This is a genomic window from Mycobacterium sp. NGS33 (assembly GCF_059812885.1).
In genome coordinates this window covers 226,289-252,080 of the sequence record NZ_JCALDN010000003.1, presented here as the reverse complement: position 1 = coordinate 252,080, position 25,792 = coordinate 226,289, and the positions used below count along the sequence as shown (strand labels likewise).

The 25,792-nt window shown below is 67.7% G+C and carries 29 protein-coding genes, 3 tRNA genes and 1 pseudogene; 13 read left to right on the top strand and 20 right to left on the bottom strand.

Annotated features, from left to right (window positions below):
• Nucleotides 1–6: 6 nt before the first annotated feature.
• From AC5Y5B_RS08725 to AC5Y5B_RS08690, 8 genes and pseudogenes are all read right to left on the bottom strand, one after another.
• A complete protein-coding gene (locus AC5Y5B_RS08725) occupies nucleotides 7–372 on the bottom strand; it encodes a GtrA family protein (protein ID WP_112632622.1) in 366 nt (121 codons plus the stop codon).
• 112 nt (nucleotides 373–484) lie between these two features.
• The gene (locus AC5Y5B_RS08720; RefSeq protein ID WP_112632575.1) at nucleotides 485–964 is read right to left on the bottom strand and encodes a GreA/GreB family elongation factor; all 480 of its coding nucleotides are present in this window, start codon (nucleotides 962–964) and stop codon (nucleotides 485–487) included.
• Between the two features lie 72 nt (nucleotides 965–1,036).
• Nucleotides 1,037–2,462, bottom strand: a pseudogene (locus tag AC5Y5B_RS08715) (HNH endonuclease signature motif containing protein).
• Between the two features lie 69 nt (nucleotides 2,463–2,531).
• On the bottom strand, nucleotides 2,532–3,362 hold the full coding sequence (wzm, locus tag AC5Y5B_RS08710; RefSeq protein WP_500005089.1) for a galactan export ABC transporter permease subunit Wzm/RfbD: 831 nt from the start codon (nucleotides 3,360–3,362) through the stop codon (nucleotides 2,532–2,534).
• Nucleotides 3,359–4,273, bottom strand: coding sequence for a galactofuranosyltransferase GlfT1 (gene glfT1, locus AC5Y5B_RS08705; protein WP_500005088.1), 915 nt, complete (start codon nucleotides 4,271–4,273; stop codon nucleotides 3,359–3,361). The genes wzm and glfT1 overlap by 4 nt, the downstream gene beginning before the upstream one ends.
• Nucleotides 4,270–5,064 (bottom strand): galactan export ABC transporter ATP-binding subunit Wzt/RfbE, encoded by a 795-nt coding sequence (gene wzt, locus AC5Y5B_RS08700; RefSeq protein WP_500005087.1) that lies wholly within the window; start codon nucleotides 5,062–5,064, stop codon nucleotides 4,270–4,272. Before wzt ends, glfT1 begins: the two co-directional genes overlap by 4 nt.
• A 19-nt stretch (nucleotides 5,065–5,083) precedes the next feature.
• Nucleotides 5,084–5,539 carry a bacterial proteasome activator family protein gene (locus AC5Y5B_RS08695; protein WP_500005278.1) on the bottom strand — a complete coding sequence of 152 codons (456 nt, stop codon included), beginning with the start codon at nucleotides 5,537–5,539 and terminating at the stop codon, nucleotides 5,084–5,086.
• A 78-nt stretch (nucleotides 5,540–5,617) separates the two neighbouring features.
• A complete protein-coding gene (locus tag AC5Y5B_RS08690; protein WP_500005086.1) occupies nucleotides 5,618–7,615 on the bottom strand; it encodes a DUF6541 family protein in 1,998 nt (665 codons plus the stop codon).
• A 118-nt stretch (nucleotides 7,616–7,733) separates the two neighbouring features.
• Here AC5Y5B_RS08690 and AC5Y5B_RS08685 point away from each other — a divergent pair, with 118 nt between their 5' ends.
• Nucleotides 7,734–8,930, top strand: coding sequence for a cysteine desulfurase-like protein (locus AC5Y5B_RS08685; RefSeq protein ID WP_500005085.1), 1,197 nt, complete (start codon nucleotides 7,734–7,736; stop codon nucleotides 8,928–8,930).
• On the opposite strand, the gene AC5Y5B_RS08680 is transcribed toward AC5Y5B_RS08685, so the two are convergent.
• Nucleotides 8,927–9,895 (bottom strand): NAD(P)H-quinone oxidoreductase, encoded by a 969-nt coding sequence (locus tag AC5Y5B_RS08680; protein ID WP_205869070.1) that lies wholly within the window; start codon nucleotides 9,893–9,895, stop codon nucleotides 8,927–8,929. The genes AC5Y5B_RS08685 and AC5Y5B_RS08680 overlap by 4 nt on opposite strands.
• Before the next feature lie 37 nt (nucleotides 9,896–9,932).
• Between AC5Y5B_RS08680 and AC5Y5B_RS08675 the strand changes: the two genes are divergently transcribed.
• A tRNA-Ser gene (locus AC5Y5B_RS08675) sits at nucleotides 9,933–10,019 on the top strand.
• Between the two features lie 7 nt (nucleotides 10,020–10,026).
• On the opposite strand, the gene AC5Y5B_RS08670 is transcribed toward AC5Y5B_RS08675, so the two are convergent.
• From AC5Y5B_RS08670 to AC5Y5B_RS08655, 4 genes are all read right to left on the bottom strand, one after another.
• Nucleotides 10,027–11,145, bottom strand: coding sequence for an Rv2629 family ribosome hibernation factor (locus AC5Y5B_RS08670; protein WP_112632568.1), 1,119 nt, complete (start codon nucleotides 11,143–11,145; stop codon nucleotides 10,027–10,029).
• Between the two features lie 37 nt (nucleotides 11,146–11,182).
• Entirely contained in the window at nucleotides 11,183–11,371 is a 189-nt protein-coding gene (locus AC5Y5B_RS08665) for a hypothetical protein (protein ID WP_112632567.1), read from the bottom strand.
• 28 nt (nucleotides 11,372–11,399) lie between these two features.
• Complete coding sequence (lipE, locus tag AC5Y5B_RS08660) at nucleotides 11,400–12,638, bottom strand: lipase LipE (RefSeq protein ID WP_500005084.1); 1,239 nt, start codon at nucleotides 12,636–12,638, stop codon at nucleotides 11,400–11,402.
• A gap of 78 nt (nucleotides 12,639–12,716) precedes the next feature.
• Nucleotides 12,717–13,541 (bottom strand): crotonase/enoyl-CoA hydratase family protein, encoded by an 825-nt coding sequence (locus AC5Y5B_RS08655; protein ID WP_112632565.1) that lies wholly within the window; start codon nucleotides 13,539–13,541, stop codon nucleotides 12,717–12,719.
• A gap of 23 nt (nucleotides 13,542–13,564) precedes the next feature.
• Between AC5Y5B_RS08655 and AC5Y5B_RS08650 the strand changes: the two genes are divergently transcribed.
• The gene (locus AC5Y5B_RS08650) at nucleotides 13,565–14,149 is read left to right on the top strand and encodes a TIGR03086 family metal-binding protein (protein WP_205869069.1); all 585 of its coding nucleotides are present in this window, start codon (nucleotides 13,565–13,567) and stop codon (nucleotides 14,147–14,149) included.
• Nucleotides 14,150–14,280: 131 nt separating this feature from the next.
• On the opposite strand, the gene AC5Y5B_RS08645 is transcribed toward AC5Y5B_RS08650, so the two are convergent.
• Nucleotides 14,281–14,745 (bottom strand): DUF4334 domain-containing protein, encoded by a 465-nt coding sequence (locus AC5Y5B_RS08645; RefSeq protein ID WP_112632563.1) that lies wholly within the window; start codon nucleotides 14,743–14,745, stop codon nucleotides 14,281–14,283.
• A gap of 9 nt (nucleotides 14,746–14,754) precedes the next feature.
• The gene (hisC, locus tag AC5Y5B_RS08640) at nucleotides 14,755–15,822 is read right to left on the bottom strand and encodes a histidinol-phosphate transaminase (protein WP_500005081.1); all 1,068 of its coding nucleotides are present in this window, start codon (nucleotides 15,820–15,822) and stop codon (nucleotides 14,755–14,757) included.
• Nucleotides 15,823–15,905: 83 nt separating this feature from the next.
• On the opposite strand from hisC, the gene AC5Y5B_RS08635 reads away from it, so the two are divergent.
• The 3 genes from AC5Y5B_RS08635 (at nucleotide 15,906) to AC5Y5B_RS08625 (ending at nucleotide 16,338) form a co-directional block, all read left to right on the top strand.
• Nucleotides 15,906–15,994, top strand: a tRNA-Ser gene (locus AC5Y5B_RS08635).
• Nucleotides 15,995–16,044: 50 nt separating this feature from the next.
• A tRNA-Arg gene (locus AC5Y5B_RS08630) sits at nucleotides 16,045–16,117 on the top strand.
• A gap of 92 nt (nucleotides 16,118–16,209) precedes the next feature.
• A complete protein-coding gene (locus tag AC5Y5B_RS08625) occupies nucleotides 16,210–16,338 on the top strand; it encodes a hypothetical protein (RefSeq protein ID WP_500005079.1) in 129 nt (42 codons plus the stop codon).
• Here the strand turns inward: AC5Y5B_RS08625 and AC5Y5B_RS08620 are convergent.
• The 4 genes from AC5Y5B_RS08620 to AC5Y5B_RS08605 form a co-directional block, all read right to left on the bottom strand.
• Entirely contained in the window at nucleotides 16,335–16,583 is a 249-nt protein-coding gene (locus AC5Y5B_RS08620) for a GNAT family N-acetyltransferase (RefSeq protein ID WP_500005077.1), read from the bottom strand. The genes AC5Y5B_RS08625 and AC5Y5B_RS08620 overlap by 4 nt on opposite strands.
• Before the next feature lie 335 nt (nucleotides 16,584–16,918).
• Nucleotides 16,919–17,440 carry a hypothetical protein gene (locus tag AC5Y5B_RS08615; protein WP_500005074.1) on the bottom strand — a complete coding sequence of 174 codons (522 nt, stop codon included), beginning with the start codon at nucleotides 17,438–17,440 and terminating at the stop codon, nucleotides 16,919–16,921.
• Between the two features lie 19 nt (nucleotides 17,441–17,459).
• On the bottom strand, nucleotides 17,460–18,458 hold the full coding sequence (locus AC5Y5B_RS08610) for a phosphotransferase family protein (RefSeq protein ID WP_500005277.1): 999 nt from the start codon (nucleotides 18,456–18,458) through the stop codon (nucleotides 17,460–17,462).
• Between the two features lie 39 nt (nucleotides 18,459–18,497).
• Complete coding sequence (locus AC5Y5B_RS08605; protein ID WP_112632559.1) at nucleotides 18,498–18,857, bottom strand: nuclear transport factor 2 family protein; 360 nt, start codon at nucleotides 18,855–18,857, stop codon at nucleotides 18,498–18,500.
• Nucleotides 18,858–18,982: 125 nt separating this feature from the next.
• Here AC5Y5B_RS08605 and AC5Y5B_RS08600 point away from each other — a divergent pair, with 125 nt between their 5' ends.
• From AC5Y5B_RS08600 to AC5Y5B_RS08575, 6 genes are all read left to right on the top strand, one after another.
• Nucleotides 18,983–19,927 carry a class I SAM-dependent methyltransferase gene (locus tag AC5Y5B_RS08600; RefSeq protein ID WP_500005072.1) on the top strand — a complete coding sequence of 315 codons (945 nt, stop codon included), beginning with the start codon at nucleotides 18,983–18,985 and terminating at the stop codon, nucleotides 19,925–19,927.
• Between the two features lie 63 nt (nucleotides 19,928–19,990).
• Entirely contained in the window at nucleotides 19,991–20,401 is a 411-nt protein-coding gene (locus tag AC5Y5B_RS08595) for an MmcQ/YjbR family DNA-binding protein (protein ID WP_500005070.1), read from the top strand.
• Nucleotides 20,402–20,505: 104 nt separating this feature from the next.
• Nucleotides 20,506–20,745, top strand: coding sequence for a hypothetical protein (locus AC5Y5B_RS08590; protein ID WP_064880197.1), 240 nt, complete (start codon nucleotides 20,506–20,508; stop codon nucleotides 20,743–20,745).
• A gap of 23 nt (nucleotides 20,746–20,768) precedes the next feature.
• Nucleotides 20,769–20,924 (top strand): DUF6131 family protein, encoded by a 156-nt coding sequence (locus AC5Y5B_RS08585; RefSeq protein ID WP_007771976.1) that lies wholly within the window; start codon nucleotides 20,769–20,771, stop codon nucleotides 20,922–20,924.
• A 150-nt stretch (nucleotides 20,925–21,074) separates the two neighbouring features.
• Nucleotides 21,075–21,779 (top strand): response regulator transcription factor, encoded by a 705-nt coding sequence (locus tag AC5Y5B_RS08580; protein WP_064880192.1) that lies wholly within the window; start codon nucleotides 21,075–21,077, stop codon nucleotides 21,777–21,779.
• Nucleotides 21,757–23,265: a sensor histidine kinase gene (locus tag AC5Y5B_RS08575; protein ID WP_500005068.1), complete on the top strand. Its 1,509-nt coding sequence runs from the start codon at nucleotides 21,757–21,759 to the stop codon at nucleotides 23,263–23,265. Before AC5Y5B_RS08580 ends, AC5Y5B_RS08575 begins: the two co-directional genes overlap by 23 nt.
• A 1-nt stretch (nucleotide 23,266) precedes the next feature.
• Here the strand turns inward: AC5Y5B_RS08575 and AC5Y5B_RS08570 are convergent, their stop codons facing one another.
• On the bottom strand, nucleotides 23,267–23,737 hold the full coding sequence (locus AC5Y5B_RS08570) for a lipoprotein LpqH (protein WP_112632555.1): 471 nt from the start codon (nucleotides 23,735–23,737) through the stop codon (nucleotides 23,267–23,269).
• A gap of 171 nt (nucleotides 23,738–23,908) precedes the next feature.
• Here AC5Y5B_RS08570 and AC5Y5B_RS08565 point away from each other — a divergent pair, with 171 nt between their 5' ends.
• Nucleotides 23,909–25,789 carry an alkyl/aryl-sulfatase gene (locus AC5Y5B_RS08565; RefSeq protein WP_500005065.1) on the top strand — a complete coding sequence of 627 codons (1,881 nt, stop codon included), beginning with the start codon at nucleotides 23,909–23,911 and terminating at the stop codon, nucleotides 25,787–25,789.
• Nucleotides 25,790–25,792: the final 3 nt, after the last annotated feature.

The following is a 25,792-nucleotide window of genomic DNA, read 5'->3' as shown; positions in this document are numbered from 1 at the left end:
GGCGGCTCAGCGAATGCGGAAGATTACGGCCCGCTGCACGACGAAGTTGATCACCGTCGCGGTGCCCTGCGCGATCACGAACGCGATCAGCGGCGCCCACCCCCGGTAGTGCAGCAATGCCAGGCACAGGTGGTTGAGGCCGACCTGGACGGCGAACGTGATGGCGTAGAGAACCATGACCGCGACGAACCGGGCCGTACTGGGAGTCGCCTGGAAGGTCCAGCGGCGGTTGATCAGGTAGGCGGTGACGGTGCCGACGATGAAGCTGGTGGCCTTGGACAGATCGACCTGGACACCCAGGACCTTCCAGAGCAACAGGTAGAGCCCGAAGTCCACGATGCCCGCCAGGCCACCGGTGACGACGAACCGGATGACCTGCGTCGTCAGGGGCAAGTCCGGGCGCACGTCTTCTGACGCGGAATCGGGCAGCGGGGCAACCATCGAGGGGAGTCTAACGGGGCCGCCGGGCACTGCCCGGCAAGCGTCAGCGGGGCAGCTTGACCGAGATCAACTCGACCTGGTTCTCGCCCTGCGGCGTCGAATAGGTGACGGTGTCGCCGGGTTTGCGCCCGGCCAGGGCCTGGGCCAACGGACTGCGCGCGGTCAACGTTTCGGCCTCCCGGCCGACCGGTGTCTCCTCGACGATCGAGATCACCTGCATCGTGACCACTTCGCCGTCGGAGAACCGCAGCGTCACCTCGGTGCCGCCGGGCAGCGTCTCCGACGCGTCGGCGTCCGACGGCCCGGCCCGCAGGCGTCGGTCCAATTCGGCGATCCGGTCGGTCAGCACCACCAGTTCCTCCGCGCGCTGGATCGCCTCGGCCGCGTCACCGTGATCGCCCACCATCCCGCGGTCGTTCTTGACCTCGGCCTCCAGGCGCTCGCGCCGTTGCCGTAGCCGGTCCAGTTCCGCTTCGAGATTGTTGCGCGCGGCGTCCGCTGCCGAGGGGACCTTTTTGCTCACGTCGGTGGACCTTTCGACCGGTTGCTCAGGTGGCGTTCCAGTGTGACACCACGACGGGGCCCCCGCCACCATCTAGAACGGCGGCGGATCGTTGTTGTTGGGCGCCAAGCGCGCGGCGTCTCGCGCCGCGTCGGCGCCGATGCGCGCTTCGTTGATGCCGCGCTCCCGGCGCACCCGGTCGGCGTGATCCTGTCCCCGGGTGCGCCGCCGGACCGGCATCATGACGCCACGATCTCCGGCGGGTGGGGGCGGTGCGGCGGGTGGCGGAAGCGCACCGGTCGGGACCGACAGGGCGGGGAAGTAAAGGCCGCCAAGGGCTTTGGTGACGTAGGTCTGCCCGGAGGGCGACGTCCACTGCACGGTGCCGTCCGGCAATTGCGTGTCGCGCCAGGCCGTCCAGAACGTCTTCAGCAGATGGTGGTACCGGCAGAGCAGCTTGAGGTTGGACGGATGCGTGGGGCCGAGCGGGAACGGGACCGTATGGTCGACGTCGCACACGTCGGCGGGAGCGTCGCAGCCGGGGAACCGGCAGGTCAGATCCCTGAACCGGATGAATTCAGCGAGCGCCGTCGAGGGTCGGTAGCCGGCTTCCGCCCGGTCCGGCGGCACAGACAGGGGTTTGCGTTTGGCGGCACCCGCGAGGTCGCGCAGCGTCACCGCCGGCAACGGACCGAACCCGGGTAGATACCCGGGCGCGTGCGATTCGCCGTTGAGCGCGGACTGTTCGGCCACCACGTGGATCACCACGCTGGTGTTCGGCGGTCTTTGCGCCGCCGGGCAACCCGGCGCGCCGCAGCAGCAGCGCAGCACGTCGGATCCGGCGGCCAGCGCACCCAGGGCGTCGGCGCGGCGCTGGGCTTTGGTCCGGGGGTCGTCGCGGCACACCGTCGCGGCGAGGGCGTCGAGTTTGCCGTCCAACGCCGCCCCGTCGGTGGCGTGCAATTGCGCCCACACCGCGGCCAGCCCTTGGGCTGGTGGTGTCGATCTCGACATAACGATCCTGGGTCCGCTGGCCCGGCACACGCAGCCCGGCGGCGTCGACCCGCGCGACCCACATATCGATGCGCTCAATGAGTTTCGGGCCCGAGAGCTGCATCCATCCCGGCGCGTGCCGGACAACCGCGGCGTCCAGCCGGGCGATCAGCCCGGCGTCCTCGATGAGCTCGCTGCGAAAGACGAGTGCCGCCATCACCCGGAAGTCGATGTCGCCGCGTGCGAACACCTCGGCCACCCGGGGCAAACGCTCACGCAGCGCGATCGCGTACCGCAGCCGTCCCGCGGCGCGCCCGCGACTGATCCGCAACGCCGCGGCCACCTCGGCGACCACATTCTCGTGTCCGTCGACGGCCCAATTGGAACGATCCGCATCATCGGCCGGCGCCCGCCGCGCATACAACTCGCCGATGGCCGCCAGCTCCCGCGCGCACTGCGCATTCTGCGAGCGCGCCGCATCCGAGATGGCATCGACCACCTCGGCGTCGGGACGACCATCGAACATACATTCGACTGTAGCCGCCTTCCCGACAGCTGTCCGTCCGACGAATCCGGGCTGTGGATAACCGCCGGACTACACCCAGTACGGCACCCGGGCGCGATATTGGCGCATCGCGAAGGCGGCCAGCAGCCAGCCGACGGCCGTCAGCACCAGCACCACGGCCCAGTGCCGCAGTTCCTGATGCGAGCCCAGCAGCGGGGCGCGCACGATGTCGAGGTAGTGCAGCAGGGGGTTGAGCTCCACGATCTTCGACCAGCGCCCGGCGCCCTGCTGCCGCAAGGTGTCGTCGTTCCAGATGATCGGCGTCATGAAGAACAGCAGCTGCACGATCGAAAACAGCAGCGGCCCGATGTCGCGGTAGCGGGTGGCCAGGATGCCGAAGCACAGTGACACCCAGATGCAGTTGAGCACGATCAGCACCAGGGCGGGAAGCACCGAAAGGTCGGCCCACGACCAGGGTTTCGGGAAGATCATCGCGATGACTACGTAGATGACGATGTTGTGCGCGAACAGGATCATCTGCCGCCACACCAGCCGGTAGACGTGCACGCTCAGCGGCGTCGGCAACTGCTTGATCAGGCCCTCGTTGGCGACGAAGACGTCGGCGCCCTCCAGGATGGCGGCGTTGATCAGGTTCCAGATGATCAGCCCCAGCGTCACATACGGCAGATGCACCGACAGCTCGAGATGAAACAGCTTGGAGTACAAGCCGCCCATCGCGACGGCGGTGGTACCGGTCGCGATGGTGATCCAGAACGGCCCCAGCACCGAGCGCCGGTAGCGCTGCTTGATGTCCTGCCAGCCCAGGTGCAGCCAGAGCTCGTGACGGCGGAAGCCGTCGACCAGGTCGCCGCGGGCGCGGGTGAAGGTCCGCGACTGGGCGGCGGCGTCCAGAAACGTCATGACGGTCCTCCCGGCTTGCCGAATTGCTCACGACGTCCCAAGCGCCGCAACCGGATCCATTCGGCCAGACCGCGCGGGTCGCGGCGGCTCACCAGGAAGAACCAGCCGAACCGGACCCACTCCTGCACCAGCAGCTGGCGCAGGCCGGGCTGGGACAGCAGGTAGCCGCGGTTGCGGTAGGTGTAGAACCGCTTGGTGGGGTTGTCGGGATACTGGGTGTGCATCCGGCCGCCCAGGATCGGCCGGAACTCGTCGGATCCGCACGGATGCAGGTAGATGGTGTCCAGGCAGGTCCCGAACGGCAGGCCGGACCGCACCAGCCGGCGGTGCAGTTCCACCTCGTCGCCGCGGATGAACAGCCGCATGTCCGGGACGCCGACCGCGTCCAGCGTGGTGGCCCGGAACAAGGCGCCGTTGAACAACGAGGCGATGCCGGGCAGCAGGTCCTGACCCGCCTCGGTGCGCAATTCGCTTGCGCGCCTTCGCCATACCAGGCCACGGCGTAACGGAAACGCCAGTCGCTCCGGGTCGTCCATATTGCACACCATCGGCGACACCTCGGCCAGGCCGTGCTTGTCGGCGCAGGCCAGCAGCGTGGCCAGCACGCCCGAATCCTGCGGGCGCCCGTCGTCGTCGGCCAGCCACACCCAGTCGGCGCCCAGCGCCAGCGCGTGCAGCATGCCGAGCGCGAAACCCCCTGCGCCGCCGAGGTTTCGGCGCGAAGCCAGGTAGGTGGTGGGGACGGGCTGGCCGGCCACCAGGTCGCGGACGCGGCCGTCGCCGGAAAAATCGTTGTCCACCACGATCAGGTGATCGGGCAGCCGGGTCTGGGTGCTCAGCACATCGAGCGACTTGGCCAGCTCGTCGGGGCGCCGGTGGGTGACGACGACGGCGAAGACGGTCTCACTCATCCCGCGGCGGTCTCTTCCAGCACCTCGCGGACGTGCCGCGCCGCGTCCTCACCCTCGTACGCGCGCACCACGTCCTCGATGCCGCCCGACATGCGGATGACGCCGTGGTCGATCCACATCGCCGTCTTGCACAACCGGGCCAGGAATTCGTTGGAATGGCTGGCGAACACCAGGATTCCGGAGCGCTCCACCAGACTCTGCAGCCGCGACTGTGCCTTCTTCAAGAAGTCGGCGTCCACCGCGCCGAGGCCCTCGTCGAGCAGCAGGATCTCGGGGTCGATGCTGGTGACCACGCCCATCGCCAGCCGCACCCGCATGCCGGTGGAGTAGGTGCGCAGCGGCATCGACAGGTAGTCGCCCAATTCGGTGAACTCGGCGATCTCATCGACCTTGGACAGCATCTGCTTTCGCGTCTGACCCAGGAACAGGCCGCGAATGATGATGTTCTCGTAACCCGAGATCTCGGGGTCCATGCCGACCCCGAGATCGAACACCGGCGCGACCCGGCCGGTGACCGTCGCCCAACCCCGGGTGGGTTCGTAGATGCCCGAAAGTAGGCGCAGCAGAGTCGATTTGCCCGCACCGTTGTGGCCCACCAGCCCCACCCGGTCGCCCAGCTCGAGGGACATGGTGATGTCGCGCAACGCTTCCACCACCACGACGTTGGAGCTGTTGCGGCCGATGGTGCCGCCCGCCTTGCCCAGGAAGGTTTTCTTCAGGGAGCGCGACTTGGCATCGAAGATGGGAAATTCCACCCATGCGTTGTGCGTCTCGATGTGAGGACCCGACACCGTCAACTACTCGAGTTCGCTACAGGTACTGACCGTGTCCGGGCGCACCGCCCGGCTTACCCATGCCCGGGGGCAGCGCCCCCTGGCGCATCTTTTCCAGCTGCGCGCGGGCCGCCATCTGCTGGGCGAACAACGCCGTCTGGATGCCGTGGAACAGCCCTTCCAGCCAGCCCACCAACTGCGCCTGCGCGATGCGCAATTCCGCGTCGGACGGCGCGGCGTCCTCGTTGAAGGGCAGGGTGAGGCGGTCCAGTTCCTCCCGCAGTTCCGGCGCCAGGCCCTCCTCCAATTCCCGGATGCTGGTCGCGTGGATCTCGCGCAGCCGGTTACGGCTGGCGTCGTCCAGCGGTGCGGCCCGGACCTCCTCGAGCAATTGCTTGATCATGGTCCCGATGCGCATCACCTTGGCCGGCTGCTCGACCAGGTCGGTCAGGGAACGCTCGTCGGCGTCGTCGTTGTCGGCCAGTGCCATCATCCGCGGGTCGACGCCGCCGATGATTTCGACACCGTCGTCATCGTTGCGGGTACTCAACTGTTCACCATCCTTTGTGGACTATGAGTGGGGCGTCGGGCCGTTTCCGCGCCATTCATAAATTCGGGCACCGCCGTTGTCGTAGATCAACGCCCACGACTTCGACTTATCCAGTGACACTAGTCCTTCGGGTACGGCGAACCCGCGGACAGTCGGCGAGCTGGTGTAGATGTAGCGAATGTTGAGCGCTTTGATCGCCTCGAGCACCCGCGGATCGGAATCACCTTTGCGGGCCGACGTCCAGAAGATGTAGCGGTTGGGACCCGGACCCATCTGTTGTGGGTAGTCGTAGTGGGTCCACAACGGATGCAGGTCGGCGACGGCGTACATCCAGGCGGTGCCGTCGGTGTTGGCGTTGCCGATCAGCGTCTGGTGGGCGCCGGGCAGCTTGGCCAGGTAGGCCATCGCCATCAGATCGCGCTGGTCGATCATCACCGAGTCGTATTTGTCGCCGAACAACACGATGTGCCGGTAGAGGTAGTGACGCCCGGTGAACACCGTGGCGATCACCAGCAGCACCGCGGTGGTGGCGATCCACAGCGGGACGGGCCCGACGCGCGGATCGCTTGCCAGGGACGGCCTGAACCGGGCGGCCACCCGTGTGGCGAGGCCCACCACGCCCACGACGATCGCGAACAGCGCGACGCCTGCCATCGGCGCCAGCAGCAGCGTGATGGCGGCCGAGATCCGGCGCGGGTCCTTGTAGAAGAATTCGCCGAACATCCCGGCCACCGCGCCGACCGGACCCCCCAGCGGCGTTCCCGCGTCGACCTCGACCACCACGAGCAACAGCCACAACGCCAGCGGCCACCAGATTCTCTTGTAGGCGAAGAGCAGTCCGCCGAGGATCGCGAGCGCCATCAGCCCGTACTGGTACGGGAAGTCGTTGAGGTGCCGGGAGTGCTGGAAGACCGCGTCGAAAACCCCCCGCTTCTTGCTCAGGTGAGTCAGAAAGGAGTGCCCCGCGATGATGTCCTCCTGGCCCTGGACGCTGATGAACTGCGGCAGCAGGATCAGCCCGGTGACCACCGCAACGCAGGCCAGGGCGGCGAAATCGGCCAGCCTGCCGCGCACCGGGTGCCACAGCACGTCCAGCACCCACCAGGCCACCAGGAACAACAACACGATCACCCCGCCGGTGATGTGCACGGACATGACGCCCACCCAGGCCAGCACGGCCGCCGGGATGCGGTCGCGGTGTCGCAGCGTGGAGGCGATCAGGACGAACGCGGGCACCGCCACCCCGTAGGCCGCCAGGTTGGGCATCGCGGCGACGCCGAACTCGACGTAGGGGATCGCGGTGAACGACGCCGACAGCGCGGCCGCGGTGGCAGCCGCCCCGGCGCAGCGCCATTCGGTGGTGCGCGGCCGCAGCAGATGCCAGGTCAGCATCGCCGCGCTGGTGGGGAACAGCCACACCGATGCGGCAACCGAACTCAGCGTGTAGCCGGTGGTGGGCGCCGCTCCCGTCAGCTGGCAGAACACCGCGATCAACGCGTGGAACACCGACGGGTAGTACAGCGTCTTATGGGTCTCGACGTTGCGCAGCTCGCCCATGTGGGTCGACGACGCCTGGCCGGTGTCCAGGATGAACCGCACCTCGTTGGCGTGCCAGACGGCGTCCCAGGTGCTCGGGATGGTCTGCCAATGGGCGGCCAGCCCGCGGTAGGCGGCCCACATGACGAGCAGGGCCCCCAGCGCCACTCCGGCGCCCACGGTGATGGCCGGCCAGCGGCTGACCCCGCGGGCTTCGGCGTCGCGGTCGCGGTAGCGGGCGAGCAGCAGCTGTAAACCGGTCATCAGCAGGCACACCACGACCAGCGACGCCAGCGCCGTCCACCCGTTCCACGGAATCCCGATGGCACCGAACGGAATAATGGCGAGCGCGACCACGCCGTAGGTCAGCGCCGGGCCGACCGCGACAGCGACCGGCCATGACAACTGACTGATACGTGCGATGATCGCCCCGGGCGCTATCAGCAAAAACAATGCAATGAGCGTTCCGAAGCAGAGCCCCACTCGACTAGTATGGCTGGCCGGGTGCCCTGGCTCGGGAGGCCACCAACTGGCCGGAACGTCTGTGGCACCCGCTACCGTCACAGTTTCGCAAAAAAGCGGAAGCTTTAAGGTGGCCCACATGGCATACGACGTCGCCCGGGTGCGCGGACTCCATCCGTCGCTGGGTGACGGGTGGGTACACTTCGACGCCCCCAGCGGCATGCTGGTTCCCGATTCGGTCGCGACCACCGTGTCGACGGCCTTTCGCCGCTCCGGTCCCACCACCGTGGGCGCGCACCCGTCGGCGCAGCGCAGTGCCGCCGTTCTCGAGGCGGCGCGGGCGGCGGTGGCCGATCTGTTCAACGTCGAGCCCGCGGGCGTCGTGCTGGGCGCCGATCGGGCGATCCTGCTGTCGGCGCTGGCCGAGGCGTCGTCGTCGCGGGCCGGCCTGGGCTACGAGGTCATCGTCAGCCGGCTGGACGACGAAGCCAACATCGCCCCGTGGCTGCGCGCGGCGCACCGCTACGGCGCCAAGGTCAAGTGGGCCGAGATCGACATCGAGACGGGTGAGCTGCCGACGTGGCAGTGGGAGGGCCTGATCGGCAAGTCGACCCGGCTGGTCGCCGTCGCCTCGGCCTCGGCGACGCTGGGCACGGTCACCGACCTGCGGGCGATGACCAAGCTGGTGCACGACGTCGGTGGCCTGGTGGTGGTCGACCATTCCGCCGCGGCGCCCTACCGGCTGCTCGACGTGAAGGAGACCGACGCCGACGTGGTGGCGGTGAACGCCGCGGCGTGGGGCGGCCCGCCGATCGGGGCCGTCGTGTTCCGCGATCCCGCGCTGCTGAACTCGTTCAGTTCCATTTCGCCGGATCCCAAGGCGACCGGGCCGGCGCGCCTCGAGATCGGTGCGCACCAGTTCGGTCTGCTGGCCGGGGTGGTGGCCAGCATCGAGTACCTTGCCTCGCTCGACGAATCCGCCCGCGGCAGCCGGCGTGAACGTCTGGCGGTGTCGATGCAATCCGCCACGTCGTATCTGAACCGGATCTACGACTACTTGATGGTGTCGTTGCGGTCGCTGCCGTTGGTGATGGTGATCGGGCGCCCGGAGGTGCGGATCCCGGTGGTCAGTTTCGCGTTGAACGGCGTGCCCGCCGAGCGCGTCGTGCAGCGGTTGGCGGACAACGGGATTCTGGCCGTCACCAACGAAAGTTCCCGCGCGCTCGACGTATTGGGCGTCAACGACGTTGGCGGCGCGGTGACCGTCGGCCTGGCGCACTACTCGACGACGGCCGAAGTCGATCAGTTGGTCCGCGCGCTGGCTTCCCTGGGCTAGACCGTCAGGACGATCTTTCCGGTCACCTTGCTCGACGTGAGCTGTTGATGGGCCTCCCCGGCCTGCTGAATGGGCAGGCGGGCGCCGATGATCGGGCGGACGCGGCCCTCGGCGATCATCGGCCACACCTCGGCCGTGACTGCCTGGACGATCTCGGTCTTGCTGTTGGGCCCGGTGACCGGGCGGGCGCGCAGCGTGGTGCCGATGACCCGCGCCCGCTTGCCCAGCAGCTTGCCGATGTTGAGCTCGCCCTTGATCCCGCCCTGCATCCCGATGATGACGAGTTGCCCGTCGGTGGCCAGGGCGTCGATGTTGCGGTCCAGGTAGGAGGCGCCCATGATGTCGAAGATCACGTCGGCGCCGCCGAACTCCTGCAGGCGCGCGACGAAGTCCTCGTCGCGGTAGTTGATGGTGATCTCCGCGCCCAGATCGCGGCAGAACTCCAGCTTCTCCGCCGATCCGGCGGTGACGGCCACGCGCGCTCCCAGGGCGCGGGCGACCTGGACGGCGTGGCTGCCGATGCCGCTCGCCCCGCCGTGCATCAACAGCAGCTGCCCCTTGCCGAGGTGCGCCGTCAGCACCAGGTTCGACCACACGGTGCAGGCCACTTCCGGCAACCCGGCCGCGTCGACCAGATCGACGCCGTCGGGAATCGGCAGCAGCTGGCCGGCGGGAACCGCGACGTACTCGGCGTAGCCGCCCCCGGCGAGCAGGGCGCAAACCTCTTGTCCGACAGACCATTCCGCCACATCGGGCCCGACTTCGCTGATGACGCCGGACACTTCCATGCCGATGATGTCGCTCGCTCCCGGCGGCGGCGGGTACTTCCCGGCCGCCTGCAGCAGGTCGGCGCGGTTCACTCCGGCGGCGGTGACCTTGACCACCGCCTCGCCGGGCCCGGCGGACACATCCGGCACGTCCTGCCAGGAGAGTTGATCGGAAGATTCGGCGACGATGGCGCGCATGGAGGCCACGCTACCGACTCCCGCTACCCTGATCAGCGGTGGCGTGGCAGAGCGGCCTAATGCACTCGCCTTGAAAGCGAGAGACGGCTAACACCGTCCGGGGGTTCAAATCCCTCCGCCACCGCTCGTGATCACTCCACGCTCTGGTGCAGCGTCGGCGCGTAGCGCAGCACCGCGCCCACCCCGTCGGCCGGGGAGATCCGCTCGTCGGTGCGCACCAGCGCGGCGCCCACCGCGATCGCCGACATCGGCAGCGCCTCGTCGGCCCGCAGCGTCTTGGCGGGAGCGGCGCCCTGCTCGGACAGCACGTTCTCGTTGGGGGCGAGCGTCGTCAAGCCTTCGTCGGCGACGACGGTCGCGTCGCCGATGTCACCGATGATCAGCGTCTCCACGGCACCCTGACGCAGCGCCGAACAGACCGCGCCCAACCCCTCGGCCGCCAGCCCCGACTGCCGCCCGATTTCGGCGGTAAAGCGCTGCGCGGCATCGTCGATGGTGCGCAGCTGGCGCTTGACGAACTCGGCTTCGATGGCCTGCTCGATCTCGCCGAAGTCGTGTCCGCTGTGCCGCGCCCCGACCTCGAGCGCCACCGTGCGCTCCCGCAGCCGTTCGGGCAGCGCGGCCAGCAGATCGGATCGCGAGCGCACCTCGCCCACCACGAAGATCACCTCGATCGCCTTGTCGTCGGCCAGTTCGGCGACGCGGTCGGCGACGGCGCGCAGGTTCTTGCGCGCGGCCTCTTCGGTGCGCAACTGGGGGTCGCCGTAGCCCGCGGTCTCGGCGCCGGCCGCCTTGTGCACGGGATAGCCACCGCCGTCCACGGTCTCGGCGCGCAGCGTTCCACCGATGTGGGTGGTGATGTCCGCTCCGCTGTGGTCGACGACCGCCAGCACATAATCGGGATGATCGAAGCTCTGCTCGAGAATCGGTACCAGATAAGGCAATTCGGACACCCGGACGACGTCGGTGGCGGCGGGGCGGGCCAGGTGTTCGTTGATCACCACGCCGTCGGCGCTGGCGATCACCGCCCGTCCGCTGCGGCCGATCGGCGGACGCAGGTTCTTGATCGCGTCCTCGATCTGGTCGACCACCGTCGCGCCGGCGTGCGAGCGTTCCAGCTCCTCTTTGACGGCCCGCCACTTGAGCTCGAGTTGAGCCTCGGCGTCGTGGGTGTCGTGTGAATCGTCGAAGTACACCGAAGCGAACGGCCCCGGTGCGTCCAGCAGCTTGCGGAAGCGTTGCGAGTCCATGCCTTGTTGGTTGCCCCGCGTGCCGGGGGACAAACACCTAGCTTCGGTCGCCCTCGCTGTCGTCGAAGAAATGCCACTCGCCGTCGTGTTCGACTTCCATGCGCCAGCCGAGCTCGCTGTTGTCGGCCTTCTGGTCGACGAACCACGCGTGTGCGTCGTCGGCGCTGTCGATGTCTTTGGTCGCCACGACCTCGCCCTTCGGGTCGAGCACTCGATAGGTAGCCATGAGGGCAGTGTTCCCACTGCCGTCGTCGTCAACCGGATGGGATTTCGGCGGTGATCGTGTCCAGCAGGGCGGTGTACCGGCGGGCTTCGGGGTCGCGCCCGGGTTTGCCGCTGCTCACCACGCCTGCCGACAGGCCTCGCGCCGGGTCGGCCCAGATCGCGATGTTGACCAGGCCCAGGTTGCCGAACGCATGGGGCGCGTGACGGCCGAACGGCCCCCACCGGTCGGTGCCGAGGATGTAGCCGGTACCCCACCGGGCAGGCTGCAGCCCGACGGCGAAATCCGGTCGCAGCCTTCGGCATTCGGTCACCGCGCCGTACATGGTCTCCGGGCTGATCACCCGCACGCCGTCGAGTTCGCCTCCGCGCCGCCATATCTCGGCGAACCGCGACATCTCCTGCGCGGTCGACACGGTGTTGGACGACGGGATGATGGTGGTCAAAAACATCGGCGAATTCGTGTACGGGATCATCTCGTGCACCGTTCCGCCGATCGCCTTGCGGAAGATCTGGGCGACCACCGGCGGGAGCGTCCGCCCGGTGGCGTGGCTCGGCGCGACCAACGGGACGTCCTGTTTCGCGACGCCGAAGTTGGTCCAGCGGAAGCCGAGTGGGTCGAGGATCTCGGTGGCCAGAATCTCGCGGATCTCCTTGCCGGTGGCCGCGTAGACGATCTCACGCACCAGCGGACCCCAGGTCAGCGCGTGGTACATGTGGAACAGTCCCGGACGGTAGAGGGGCCGCAACTCGCCCAGCTTCTGTTGCGCGTACTCGTGGTCGTCGGCGCGGGTGACGTCCGGCCGCGGTCCGGTGGGGAAGGGCAGTCCCGCGCTGTGCGTCATGACGTGCCGGATGGTGATGCGGTGCTTGCCGTGACTGGTGAACGTGGGGATGTAGTCGCACACCCGGTCGTCGAGCGAGAAGACGCCGCGCTCGACGAGCATGTGCACCACCGTCGCCGCGATGCCCTTGGCCGCCGAGTACACACAAAACGGTGTGTCGGGGGTGACGGCGATCTTCTCGGCGTCGGGCGAATCGCTCGGGGCGTTGCCCCAACCGTGGCCGATCGCCCGGTTCAGCACGACGCGGCCGTTGCGGCGGATGCACAGCTGGATCGCCGGGTGAAAGCCGGCGCGGTACCAGTGCCGGGCGGCCTGCCAGATCCGGTCGACGGCGGCGCCGTCGATCTCGGAATGGTCCTCGGCGCCGATCGCCGTCACGGCGTCCAGGTCGGCCGGGACGCGGATCTTGCCGTCTGGCTGGGTCACTGGCGCCGCTCCTCCTCATCGCTGCGCTCTGCATCGTCGCCGGCGCGGGTCACCCCAGCGAGGGTACGTGGCGCGGGTCTACTCGCCGGTGAACTGCGGAGGGCGCTTCTCGAACGTCGCCGCGATGCCCTCGGTCAGGTCCTTGGACGGCAGGAAGGCCGCGTTCCAGGCGGCCACGTACCGCAGGCTCTCCGAGACCGCCGCGATGCGCTGCTGGTCGAGAACGTCCTTGATACCGTGCACGGTCAGCGGGGGATTGGCGGCGATCTCCGCGGCGGTGGCGTGCGCGGCGGCCAGGGCGGCATCGGCGTCGGCGTACACGTCGTTGACCAGACCGATCTTCTCGGCGCGGGCCGCATCGATGTCCTTGCCGGTCAGCGCCAGCTCGCGCAGGTGCCCGTCGTTCAGGATCATGGGCAGGCGGGCCAGGCTGCCGACGTCGGCGACGATGGCGAGCTTGACCTCACGCACCGAGAACTTGGCGTCGGCGCTGGCATAGCGGATGTCGACTGCGGAGATCAGGTCGACGCCGCCGCCGATGCACCAGCCGTGCACCGCGGCGATGGTCGGGGTCCGGCAATCGGCGACCGCACTGATCGCACCCTGCATGCGCTTGACCTCGCGGTGGAAGACCGCGCGCGGTCCGGCCAGCGCGTCGCCGGACAGCAGCGGGGTGAACGAACCGCCCATCGCCGGCACGTCCAGCCCGTAGCTGAAGTTGCGGCCCGAGCCGGTCAGCACGATGGCCCGCACCTCGGGGTCGGCGTCCAGCGCGGCGAACAGCTCCGGCATCTCCGACCAGAACGCCGGTCCCATCGCGTTGCCCTTGCCCGGTCCGATCAGCGTCACCTGGGCGACGTGGTCTTTCGTCTCGACGGTGACGGATTCGTATGCTTGCGCCATATCGAGACCGTAGCGTGGCGAATATGGCTCCTGACTTGCGACCCGGACCGCATTCCCCGCCCACCGACGAGCTGCACAGCGCCGAGGACACGCTGGGGGTACTGCAGCGGGTGCTGCACACCATCGCCGACGACGACCTGTCGCGACGGACGCCGTGCCGGGAATTCGACGTGTCCGCGCTGACCGAGCATCTGCTGAACTCGATCTCGGCGCTCGGGGGCATGGTCGGCGCGCAGATCCCCGAGCGCGACGAGGGCGATTCGGTGGAGCGCCAGGTGATCGCCGCGGCCCGGCCCGCGCTGGATGCCTGGCACCGCCGCGGCCTGGACGGGTCGGTGCCGTTCGGCAAGGGCGAGATGCCCGCCAAAAGCGCGTGCGGCGTCCTGTCGATCGAATTCCTGGTGCACGCTTGGGATTACGCCGCCGCGGTGGGCCGCAACGTCAAAGCGCCCGAGCCGTTGTCCGAATATGTGCTGGGCCTGGCGCGCCAGATCATCAGGCCGCAGTTACGCGGTCAGGCCGGATTCGACGACCCGGTCGATGTCCCGGAGGACGCCGGCGCGCTCGAGCAGCTGGTCGCGTTCACCGGCCGCAACCCGGCGGGATAGCTCGGCTGCTCGCGGGGTGAGTGTGAAACCTCGGCGTTGGGTGTGCAGCCACGGCGGTCGCGCCCGGCGCGTCGCCGCCCTGGACGCACAGTCGAAGCCGTCAGTTCACACTCGACGGCAACACGACAGAGCTACCGCTCCCGCTCAAGGTAGAAGTAGTAGTACTTGCCGTTGTCCCGCACGCCCTTGCCGTTCATGATGCCCATCACGGCGTCGTCGTCGATCTTCTTGAAGTGGTCGTGCACCGGCTGGCCGTCGTAAACCATGGTGGCGGTGACCTCGCCGCGGAACTCCTCCAGCCACAGGCTGGCCTCGCCCTTGCCCATCCGGACGTTTGAGAACTTGTTCCCGTCGGCGTCCAGGCAGACCAGCGGCTGCACATCGCGGGCGGACTTGAAGGTCTTGCCGTACCACCCGGCCTTTTCCAGTTGGCCGTTCATCTTGTGGCCGGTCTGGAATTCGCCGCCCTTCCACTCGCCGAGCATCCCCTCGATCGTCGCGGGCGCCAGTTCGGCCCAGAAGTCGTCGAGCTCGGAATCCGCGATGTCGCCGCTGCGCTCTTTGAACTCGGTGAACTTCTTCCTCGCGAGGTCCACGGCGGCTCCTTACGATTCGGTGCGGGCAATCCAATCGCGGGCAAAATGCAGCAGGGCGTCATTTTCCTCCGGCGCACCAATGGTGACACGCACGCCCTCGGCCGCGAATGGCCGCACCACCAGGTGCGCCTCGGCGGCCTGCTCGGTGAAGTCCATGGTGCGTTCGCCCAGCGGCAACCAGACGAAATTGGCCTGCGACGGGGGCAGCTCGAATCCGGCGTCGCGCAGCCCGGCGCTGACCCGGTCGCGCTCGCGGACCAGCGCGTCGGTGCGGGCCATCAGCTCGTCGGAGACCTCCAGCGACGCGATGGCGGCCGCCTGCGCGACGTTCGTCACCGCGAACGGCATCACCACCTTGTCCAGCGCGGTGATCAGGTCCGGGTGGCCCACCGCGTAACCGCAACGCAGACCGGCCAACCCGTAGGCCTTCGAAAAGGTCCGCAGCACAACGACATTGCTGTGAGTCAGGGCCAGCTCCAGGCTGTTGGGCAGCAGGCCGTCGCGGATGTATTCGGCGTAGGCCTCGTCGATGGCGATCAGGACGTGCGGCGGCACGGCCTCCACGAACCGCGTCAGCGCGTCCGGGTCGACGACGGTGGACGTCGGGTTGTTGGGGTTGCACACGAAGATCAGCCGGGTGCGGTCGGTGACCGCGGCGAGCATCGCGTCGAGGTCGTGCGTGTGGTCGGTCAGCGGCACCTTGACGGTGGCCGCCCCTGACACCTGGATGATGGGCAGGTAGCACTCGAAGCTGCGCCAGCCGATCATCACCTCGTCGCCGGCGGCGGCGGTGATCTGAACCAGCTGCTGGCACAGCGTGACCGAACCGCTGCCCACCGCGATGTGCTCGGCCGCGACGTCGGAACCCAGGTGCATGGCAAGCGCGGCCTTGAGGTCCACGCTGGCGTTGTCGGGGTAGCGATTGACGACGGCAACCGCGCGCTCGATCGCCGCGCGCACGCTGGGCAGCGGGCCGTGCACGGTTTCGTTGCTGGCCAGTTTGATCGAGCCCGGCACGTTCTTGCCGGGCACATACACCGGCAGTCCGGCCAGTTCGTTGCGCAGGCGGGCAGTCACTTCGACAGTTTACGTGTCAACTGTGTACAGTATGGCCGGTTCCGCGAGACCGGAAAGGGGTCGGTACCCTCAGAAAGTCCAAGGGAGGCGTGCCAGAGCGGCCGAATGGGGCTCACTGCTAATGAGTTGTCCCCCTCAAAGGGGACCGGAGGTTCAAATCCTCTCGCCTCCGCTAGATCCCTTAGCGGGAACACGGAACACGGAAAGACAACTGAAGAACAGGCGCCCGTAGCTCAACGGATAGAGCATCTGACTACGGATCAGAAGGTTAGGGGTTCGAATCCCTTCGGGCGCGCTCATTAGCTCAGGGTTGGGCAACCCAAAATGATTCGAATCGTTCAGACCCAGTTTCTTGTGGGCGCGGTTTTCCGTCGATACCTTCCGCCCATGACAATCACCAGTGAGCAAATCGGTGGTGGCGCGGGCGGCGGTTTCCTGGGTGGCGGCGCCGGTGGCGGCTTCGTCGGCGGTGGCGCCGGCGGGGGCTTCCTGGGTGGCGGCGGCGCCGGCGGCTAAGCCCCCGACTCGCGCACCCGGCCCGGCGCGACGATCGGGCCGGGTGGCTCATCCGGCGCGGCGCCGGCCGTCAGGTCCAGTTGCATCCACGCGACGTCGTGCCAGGCGCCGTGTTTCCATTCGACGCGGCGGTACAGCCCTGCGTCGGTGAACCCGAAGGCGCGGTGGAATCCGGTGCTGGCTTCGTTGGGTTGGGTGATACCGGCGAACGCCTGCCGGTAGCCGCGCTCGGTGAGCCTGCGCAACAGCTCCGTGTAGAGCGCACACGGCCCCCGCCGGTTCGGCGGTGGCCGGCCTCGAGGTAGATCCCGGTCTCGGTTGACCACCGGTACGTGGCAAGGCGATTGAACGCGTGCCCGTAGGCGAAGCCGACCACCAGGCGATCGCGTTCCAGGACAAGCCATTCGTGGCTCGCCTGCGCGGCGGCGATCCGCGCGGCCATCTCGTTTTCGGTCGGGACGTCGATCTCCCAACTGATAACCGTGCGCTCGACGTACGGCCGGTAAACGGCAAGGCACGCAGCCGCATCCGCCGCGCATGCCGGGCGGACCAGGCCGCCGCTCGCGTGCACGCCGCCGCGCTAGGGACGCTGCTGGAAGGGTCCGCCGAACGGCCCCCGACGGGGCGGTTCGGTCACGGTCTGCGTGACGGTGCTGGTTTCGGTGCTCGGCGAAACCGTGACGGTGCTCGGCGGCTCCGCCGTCGTGGGGGTGTCGGTGCTCGGCGGCGGGGCGGTTTCGGTCACCGTCTCGGTGGGCGCGCCACCACCGCCACCGCCGCCACCGCCGCCACCGCCGCCGCCGCCGCCGTGGTGCCGCGGCGGGTGGGTCGTGGTGGTCACCGGCGTGGTGGTGGACGGGACGGTCGTCGTCGTGGTCGCCGGGCTGGGCGCCGGCGAACCGCTGGTGAGCTTGACCACCGCGAACACCAGCGCGGCCAGCAGGATCACCCCGAGGGCGCCGGCCGCGACCAGCGCCGCCGGACGGCGATACCACGGCGTCGGGGGCTCGGGCGGCGGTGGCTCGGACTCGTAGTATCCGCCGTACCGCGCGGCCGCGGTGGGCTCGGAGTAGAAATCCGGTTCCTCGGGATAAGGCGGCACGAGAGGAGATGTTAGTAGGTCAGCGCTCGCTGGAGATCAGACCCAGCGCCCGCTCGAACAGATGCACCGTGGCGGCGTGCAACTGGTCACCGACCTCCTTCTCCGCCTTTCCGGCGCAGGCCCGGGCCAGCGTCCCCTCGATCACGATCCCGAGCTTGAAGCAGGCCAGCACGGTGTACCAGGTGATGTTCGACAGGTCGCGGGTGGTGTTGGCGGCGTAGCGCTCGAAAAGTTCGTCGGTGCTGGCCAGCCCCTCCTGCCCGCCCAGGGCGTGGCTGAACACGCTGGTCCCGTCGGGCTGACGCCAGGTGGCCAGCAGCCAGCCCAGGTCCAGCAGCGGATCCCCGATCGTGCACATCTCCCAGTCGACGATCGCGACCACCTCGGGTCCGGTGCGCGAGAACATCACGTTGGCCGCGTGGTAGTCGCCGTGCATGATGCCCGGCGTCCAGTTGGCCGGCCGGTGCCGTTCCAGCCAGGTGGACACTTCCTCGATGCCCGGGATGTCGGGCCCTGGGTACCCCTCGTACTCGTTGTAGGACTCCAGCTCCGAAAGCCAGCGTGGCACCTGGCGTTCCAGGAAACCCTGCGGCTTGCCGAAGTCGGCGAGCCCCACCGCAACGTGGTCGACGGCGCCCAGCTTGGCCAGCGCGTCGGCCATCGACAGGCCCATGCCGTGGCGCACCGTGGCGTCGCCGGCGTGCAGCGGCGGCAGGCCCTCGCCGGCGTTGAAGCCATCGACCGGGTCCATCAGGTAGAAGACGGCGTCGCCCAGCACACCCGGGTCCTCGCAGGCGGCGATCAGATGCGGATGGGGGACGTCTGAACCGGCAAGTGCGGCAAGGACTTTCGTCTCCCGCAGGATCACGCTGTTGCTGCGTGGCCGCAAGTGTCGCGGCCCGCGCCGCAGCACGTAGGGCCGGCCGGCCCTGGTGAACCGCAGCATGACGTTCTGGGTTCCACCGGTGACGCTCGAAACGTCCTGCAGCGGCCCCTCGCCGAGCCCCTGCCCGGACATCCACTCCGCGACGGCTTCCAGGTTCACGTATTCCACTGGTCAGCCCTTCGGGTGCGGCGTGTATCGGATCGTTTGCGCTCGGATCATGCCGTCACGAAACACGAAGGTGTCAACGCCGTCGTCGACCCGGTTGCGGGCCGAATCGGCAGTCCACACCAGGAACAGCACGTCCTCGTCGAAGAGCTGAGTTTTCAAGTCCCACTGGGCATCCGGCAGATCGGCCAGCAACGCCTCGAACACCCCGCGGATGGCCCGCTTGCCACGGGCGATGCCGGAGGGGCTGATCACCACGGACTCTTCGGCGTAGTCGGCGACGATCTCGTCGAGGTCACCCGCGGCCAGTGCGGTGCCGTGGTGGGCGAATACCTCCTGCGGCGTGCGCGACGGGTTGGGCGTCATGGCACTCCCTTGCAACCTGTGGACCGTCTGGGAAAAAGACTAGGACAAGGGCGACGGGCGGCCCCGGGCGGCGGTGGCTGGAAGAATAGTGTGCATAACTTACTTTCTGGGGAAGGGAACTGGCCATGCCGCGGACCGACGATGATTCCTGGGAGATCACTCAGAGCGTGGGCGCCACCGCGCTGGGGGTCGCCGCGGCTCGTGCGGCCGAGACCGAGAGCGAGAACCCGCTGATCAACGATCCGTTCGCGCGGGTGTTCGTCGACGCCGCGGGCGAGGGCATGTGGAGCATCTATGCCGATCCGGCGCTGCTGGCCAAGGCCGGCGACATCGAGCCGGATCTGCGGGATCGGCTTCAGCTGATGGTCGACTTCATGGCCACCCGGACGGCGTTCTTCGACGAGTTCTTCCTCGACGCCGCCGACGCCGGCGTTCGGCAGGTGGTGATCCTGGCGGCCGGTCTGGACGCGCGCAGTTGGCGGCTCCCATGGCCCGACGGCACGGTCGTCTACGAGCTCGACCAGCCCAAGGTGCTGGAATTCAAATCGAAGACCCTGCGCGAGCACGGCGCGCAACCGAAGGCGCAACTGGTCACCGTTGCGATAGACCTGCGCCAGGACTGGCCGAAAGCGCTGCAGGAGGCGGGATTTGACGCTTCGAAGCCCGCCGTCTGGTCGGCCGAAGGCCTGGTGCGTTACCTGCCGGCGCAGGCCCAGGACCTGCTGTTCGAGCGAATCGACTCGCTGAGCGTCGCGGGCAGCCGGCTCGCATCCAACGTGCCCGATTCGGGTTTCACCGATCCCGGCCGGGTGCAGCGCCAGCGCGACGACATGCGACGCATGCGGGCGGCGGCCGCCGAACTCGTCAACGCCGAGATCACCGACTTCGACGACCTCTGGTACCCGGAGGAGCGCACGCCGGTCGACGGCTGGCTGCGTGAACGTGGCTGGGATGTCACGACGGCGTCGTTCGCGGACTTGATGGCGCGCTATGACCGCAGCGTCCCGCAGGGCGCGGAGGACTCGATGCCGCCCACCCTCTACGTGTCCGCGCAGCGGCGAGCGGACTGATCAAAACCCTCTTAGACGCAACGTCTCTCATCGACGTCACGAGCAGTCGGTACGCTCGCCGTCATGGCTGCCCGACGTGCCCGGCTCAGCGACGTGCACGAGTTCGCCGCCGCGATGCCGCACGTTCAGCGCGTGGAAGGCCCCAAGGGCAACGCCATTTACCAAGTGGGCGGGAAGTCGTTCGTGTTTTTCCGCACGCCGCGGCCCGACGCGACCGATCCGGACACCGGTGAACGCTATGCGGACGTGATCATGCTCTGGGTGGAATCGGAGAGCGACAAGTTGGCGTTGGTCTCCGATCCCGAATCGCCGTTTTTCACCACGGACCACTTCGACGGGCACCCGTCGGTCCTGGTGCGAGCCAGTCGGCTGGGTGAAATCAGCAGAACTGAATTAGCTGAGCTGATCCAGGACGCCTGGTTGTCCCGTGCGTCGAAGAAGCGGGCCGCCACCTGGCTCGCCGACCACCTCTGACGTCGCGAGCGGTGCCGACAAGCACTGCCGCATAACCCATTGCATGTTTAGACATGAGTCGAATGGGTAACTTCACGTCCACGAGAAACTTCTTCTCGTCCACATTGGAGGTCACGATGCGTGGCAGCGGGATCATCGGAACGGTTGCGTTGGTGTGGTTGCTGATCGGAGTCTTCGCGGCGTGGCAGCGCGACTACTTCAAAAACGACAACACATCATGCGCGTCGGCGGGCACGGTTGCGGTGACCGTGATCGCCGGACCCTTGAATTATTTCGGTGTCAATCCGAAAGTCACGGATTGTCATCTGCCGCAACCAAGTTCAATGCAATCGATCAACCTCTAACCGCTCACTCGAAGGAAGTTGAAATGGTTATCTTAGGGATTGTCCTGCTTATTCTCGGATATTTCTTCCACGTACCGATCCTGACCACGCTGGGCATCGTGCTCTTGGTCATCGGCGCGATCCTGTGGATCCTGGGTTCGGTGGGCCGCCCGGTGGCCGGCCGGCGCTATTGGTATTAACGGCTTGACTGAAGAACGGATCGCGCGGCTGCTCAGCAGTCGCGCGATTTGTTTCACAGGACACGCATAGGTTCGGCATAGCCGCGCCTCAGCCGCCGGCGGATACTGGAACTTGTGACGCAGCCCCGGGCCTCGGTAGAGCGGGTTGTCATGTGCCGCGCGGACGGCAACCCCATCAACGTTTTGGTCGTCGACGACGAATCCGTCCTGGCCGACATGGTGTCAATGGCACTGCGGTACGAGGGCTGGAACATCTCCACCGCCGGCGACGGCGCCTCGGCCATCGCGTCGGCCCGCTCCCAGCGGCCCGACGTGGTGGTTCTCGACGTGATGCTGCCCGACATGAGCGGTCTCGACGTCTTACACAAACTGCGCGAGGAGAACCCGCAGCTGCCGGTGCTGCTGCTCACCGCCAAGGACGCCGTCGAAGACCGCATCGCCGGCCTGACGGCGGGTGGCGACGACTACGTCACCAAACCGTTCAGCATCGAAGAGGTCGTGCTGCGTCTGCGTGCGCTGTTGCGCCGCACCGGGGTGACCACGGTGGACAGCGGCGCGCAGCTGGTGGTCGGTGACTTGGTGCTCGACGAGGACAGCCACGAGGTCACCCGCGCCGGCGAGCCAATCTCGTTGACCTCCACGGAGTTTGAGCTCTTGCGATTCATGATGCGCAACTCCAAACGGGTGCTGAGCAAGGCCCAAATCCTGGACCGGGTGTGGAGTTACGATTTCGGCGGCCGATCCAACATCGTCGAGCTCTACATTTCCTACCTGCGCAAGAAGATCGACAACGGCCGAGAACCGATGATCCACACGCTGCGCGGCGCGGGTTATGTCCTCAAGCCGGCCCGCTGACACGCGAAGGGTCTGGTCGCTGCGGCTGCGGCTGCTGGTCGGACAGATCGTCGTTCTGGCCCTCGTCTGCGTCGGCATCACCGCGGCGACCGAACTGGCGCTGCTGCACCACCTGGTGGCCCAGCTCGACGGGCAGCTGGCCGGCACCTCCTATCGCTCGGCGCTCATGTATCCCGAGCCGCCGCATTCGGGCTGGCGGCATCAGCACGTCTATCCACGGCCGGGCCCCGGTCCGCGGTTCCTGGATGCCCCGGGCCAGCCGGCGGGCATGGTGGCGGCGGTGGTCAGCCACGGAAACACCGTGGATGCCGGTTACACCACGAGCAGCGGCGACCGGGCCGAGCTGAGCCCCACCGCGCAGCAGCAGCTGGCCGGGATCGCGGCCAGCCGCAAGCCGGTGACGCTGAACCTGGACGGGCTGGGCCGCTACCGGGTGATCGCGGCCCCGAGCCGAAGTGGCGGTGACGTCATCGTCACCGGGCTGTCGATGGCCAACATCGACACCACGCTGATGCGGATGCTGGTGATCTTCGGCATCGTCACGGTCATCGCGCTGGTCGCCGCCACCACGGCCGGCGTGATCATCATCCGGCGGGCGCTGGCGCCGTTGCGTCGCGTCGCGCAGACGGCGAGCAAGGTAGCCGGCCTGCCGCTGGCCCGAGGCGAGGTCGAACTGCCGGTGCGCGTACGCGAATCCGACGCGAATCCCTCCACCGAGGTGGGACAGCTCGGCGCCGCGCTCAACCAGATGCTGGACCACATCGCCGCCGCGCTGTCGGCGCGGCAGGCCAGCGAGACGCGGGTCCGCCAGTTCGTCGCCGACGCCAGTCATGAACTGCGCACACCGCTCGCGGCGATCCGCGGCTACACCGAACTGACCCAGCGGATGGGCGACGATCGTGAGGCGGTGGCGCAGGCGATGAGCCGGGTGGCGTCCGAAACCGAACGGATGACGCGCCTGGTCGAGGACCTGCTGCTGCTGGCCCGGCTGGACTCGGGCCGGCCGCTGGAACGCGAACCGGTGGATCTGTCGCGGATGGCGGTGGATGCGGTCAGCGACGCACACGTCGCCGGGCCCGACCATCAGTGGGAACTCGACCTGCCCGAGGAGCCGGTGGTCGTCACCGGCGACGCGGCGCGGCTACACCAGGTGCTGACGAATCTGCTTGCCAACGCCCGCGTCCACACCGGGGCGGGCACCATCGTCACCACGCGGCTGAGCACCGAGCCGTCGCACACCGTGCTGCAGGTCATCGACAACGGACCCGGCATCCCGGCGGCGCTGCAATCCGAGGTTTTCGAACGGTTCGCGCGCGGCGACTCTTCGCGTTCGCGCAAGGGCGGCAGCACCGGGCTGGGTTTGGCGATCGTCTCCGCGGTTGTCAAGGCGCACAACGGAACCATCGCGGTGGACAGCGCGCCGGGGCGGACCGAGTTCACGGTGCGGTTGCCACCCAACGGATGGCAACCGCCCGCAGGGGATTAGGTCAGGAGCAAGTCGCGTCGATTTCGAACGGCTTGTTCACCGGCTGCATCGGGTTCGCCATGTCGACGCCCGTGGCAGTGCCGGTGATCTTGTACGTGTTGCCGTCCTTGGCCGCCGAGGCGTTGCCCTGGCCCCCTTGCGCGTACTGAAGCGTCACGCCGTTGACGTTGCCGAGCTGGACCGCCTTCACCGCGAGCGGATCGGCGTCGGCGAGCACGACGCTGATCCCGGTGGTGTTCCCGCCGACCGCGATTGAGATGTTGCCGCCAGCCTTGGTGCAAATCGTGGTGCCCTGGACGTTCTGGTCCTTGCCGTCGATGATGACCTTCGACGAGTTGTTGCCATCGGCCGACACGGAACCTCCCGGCACCGAGGTCGAAACGCCATTCGACTTGTTGTTACTCGAACAGCCGGAAATACCAGCGGCCAGAATGGCCGCACCGGCAACCGCGACCGTCAGTTGACGCTTCACCTGTTCTCCTTTGCCCGATAGTTGCGGTCCTCGGCATTGAGGGCCGTCTGGGCAGTATGCGGGTTAACTGGGCCGCGATCCAGAACCCGAAGAAATTGTTGCTGTGTTCATTAATTGGACGGCGAAAAGCCGCCCGAATCACCGTGGTTGATGCTGCGTTGATGGCAAGGTGTGACGGTGGACCACAAGCCTCCCAGCGCAGTCGTCGAGTCGGCCCATCGCGACCACGACCTGCCATTGCATGACGCGGCGGATTTCGCCGACGCCGACCGCGGCTTCATCGCCGCCCTGTCTCCGTGCGTAGTCAAAGCGGCCGACGGGCGGGTGGTGTGGGACAACGACATCTACTCGTTTTTGAGCGGTCCCGCCCCGGCGTCGGTTCATCCCAGCCTCTGGCGGCAGTCGACGCTGACCGCCAAGCAAGGCCTCTACGAAGTGGTGCCCGGCATCTATCAGGTTCGCGGGCTGGACATCTCGAACATCACCCTCGTGGAGTCCGACAGCGGCATCATCGTCATCGACCCCTTGGTGTCCACCGAAGTGGCGGCGGCGGCGCTGGCGCTGTACCGCACCCACCGAGGCGGCGAGCGCCGCGTGGTCGCGGTGATCTACACCCACAGCCACGTCGACCATTTCGGCGGCGTACTGGGCGTCACCTCGCAGGCGGAGGTGGACGCCGGAGCGGTGACGGTCTTGGCGCCGCAAGGCTTCATCGAGCACGCGGTGTCCGAAAACGTCTATGCCGGACCGGCAATGACACGGCGGGCGACCTACATGTACGGCGCCCTGCTGGCGCGCGGCCCGCTGGATCAGGTCGGCTGCGGCCTCGGTCAGGCGCCCTCCACCGGCGAGGTCGCCGTCATCGTGCCCACCGTCGACATCCGCGCTACCGGCGAAACGCACACCATCGACGGGGTTCAGATTGAGTTCCAGATGGCGCCGGGCACCGAGGCGCCCGCCGAAATGCACTTCTATTTCCCGCGTTTCCGCGCGCTGTGCATGGCCGAGAACGCGACGCACAACCTGCACAACCTGCTGACCCTGCGCGGCGCGCTGGTGCGCGATCCGCACGCCTGGTCCGGTTATCTCACCGAAGCGATCGACACGTTCGCCGATCGCGCCGACGTGGTCTTCGCTTCCCACCATTGGCCGACCTGGGGACGCGAGAACATTGTCGAGTTCCTGTCGCTGCAGCGCGACATGTACGCGTATCTGCACGATCAGACCCTGCGCCTGCTGAACCAGGGCCACACCGGCGTCGAGATCGCCGAAATGTTCCAGATGCCACCGGCTCTCGATCGGGCCTGGCATACACACGGGTACTACGGATCGGTGAGCCACAACGTCAAGGCGATCTACCAGCGCTACATGGGTTGGTTCGACGGCAATCCCGGCCGGCTGTGGCCTCATCCGCCCGAAGCGCTGGGGCCCCGATATGTCGACGCGATGGGCGGAATCGACCGGGTCGTCGACCTGGCCCGGGCCGCGCTCGAGTCCGGGGACTTCCGTTGGGCCGCCACGCTGTTGGACCATGCGATGTTCACCGACTCCGAGCACGCCGGTGCACGAGATCTCTACGCCGACACCCTCGAGCAGCTGGCCTACGGAGCCGAAAACGCGACCTGGCGCAACTTCTTTCTCAGCGGGGCAACGGAATTGCGCGACGGCAACTTCGGCACCGCGGGGCAGGTCGCTTCGCCCACCCTGCTGTCCCAACTGACCCCGGAGCAGATCTTCGACGGCCTGGCCATCCGCGTCAACGGACCGCGCAGCTGGGATCTGGACATCGCCATCGACATCGCCTTCGCCGACACCGCGGTCAACTATCGGCTCACCCTGCGCAATGGGGTACTGGTTCGGCGCAAGGCGGCGCCCGATCCCGCCACGGCGACCGTTACGATCAAACTGGCCAACAAGATTCGGCTCCTCTCGGTGGCCATGGGCGATTTCGGCTCACCGGGCCTGGAGCTCTCCGGTGATCAGGGCGCGCTGCAGGCACTGCTCGGTGTGCTCGACGCGCCGGACCCGAATTTCAACATCGTCACGCCGTGACGC

Coding starts and splice junctions, on each gene's coding strand:
- wzm (WP_500005089.1), bottom strand. CDS start 3,362: ATGACGTTTCTGGACGCCGCCGCCCAGTCGCGGACCTTCACCCGCGCC.
- glfT1 (WP_500005088.1), bottom strand. CDS start 4,273: ATGAGTGAGACCGTCTTCGCCGTCGTCGTCACCCACCGGCGCCCCGAC.
- AC5Y5B_RS08695 (WP_500005278.1), bottom strand. CDS start 5,539: ATGATGGCACTGGCCGACAACGACGACGCCGACGAGCGTTCCCTGACC.
- AC5Y5B_RS08685 (WP_500005085.1), top strand. CDS start 7,734: ATGGCATACGACGTCGCCCGGGTGCGCGGACTCCATCCGTCGCTGGGT.
- AC5Y5B_RS08680 (WP_205869070.1), bottom strand. CDS start 9,895: ATGCGCGCCATCGTCGCCGAATCTTCCGATCAACTCTCCTGGCAGGAC.
- AC5Y5B_RS08670 (WP_112632568.1), bottom strand. CDS start 11,145: ATGGACTCGCAACGCTTCCGCAAGCTGCTGGACGCACCGGGGCCGTTC.
- AC5Y5B_RS08665 (WP_112632567.1), bottom strand. CDS start 11,371: ATGGCTACCTATCGAGTGCTCGACCCGAAGGGCGAGGTCGTGGCGACC.
- AC5Y5B_RS08655 (WP_112632565.1), bottom strand. CDS start 13,541: ATGGCGCAAGCATACGAATCCGTCACCGTCGAGACGAAAGACCACGTC.
- AC5Y5B_RS08650 (WP_205869069.1), top strand. CDS start 13,565: ATGGCTCCTGACTTGCGACCCGGACCGCATTCCCCGCCCACCGACGAG.
- AC5Y5B_RS08625 (WP_500005079.1), top strand. CDS start 16,210: ATGACAATCACCAGTGAGCAAATCGGTGGTGGCGCGGGCGGCGGTTTC.
- AC5Y5B_RS08610 (WP_500005277.1), bottom strand. CDS start 18,458: ATGTCCGGGCAGGGGCTCGGCGAGGGGCCGCTGCAGGACGTTTCGAGC.
- AC5Y5B_RS08605 (WP_112632559.1), bottom strand. CDS start 18,857: ATGACGCCCAACCCGTCGCGCACGCCGCAGGAGGTATTCGCCCACCAC.
- AC5Y5B_RS08600 (WP_500005072.1), top strand. CDS start 18,983: ATGCCGCGGACCGACGATGATTCCTGGGAGATCACTCAGAGCGTGGGC.
- AC5Y5B_RS08595 (WP_500005070.1), top strand. CDS start 19,991: ATGGCTGCCCGACGTGCCCGGCTCAGCGACGTGCACGAGTTCGCCGCC.
- AC5Y5B_RS08585 (WP_007771976.1), top strand. CDS start 20,769: ATGGTTATCTTAGGGATTGTCCTGCTTATTCTCGGATATTTCTTCCAC.
- AC5Y5B_RS08580 (WP_064880192.1), top strand. CDS start 21,075: ATGTGCCGCGCGGACGGCAACCCCATCAACGTTTTGGTCGTCGACGAC.
- AC5Y5B_RS08575 (WP_500005068.1), top strand. CDS start 21,757: ATGTCCTCAAGCCGGCCCGCTGACACGCGAAGGGTCTGGTCGCTGCGG.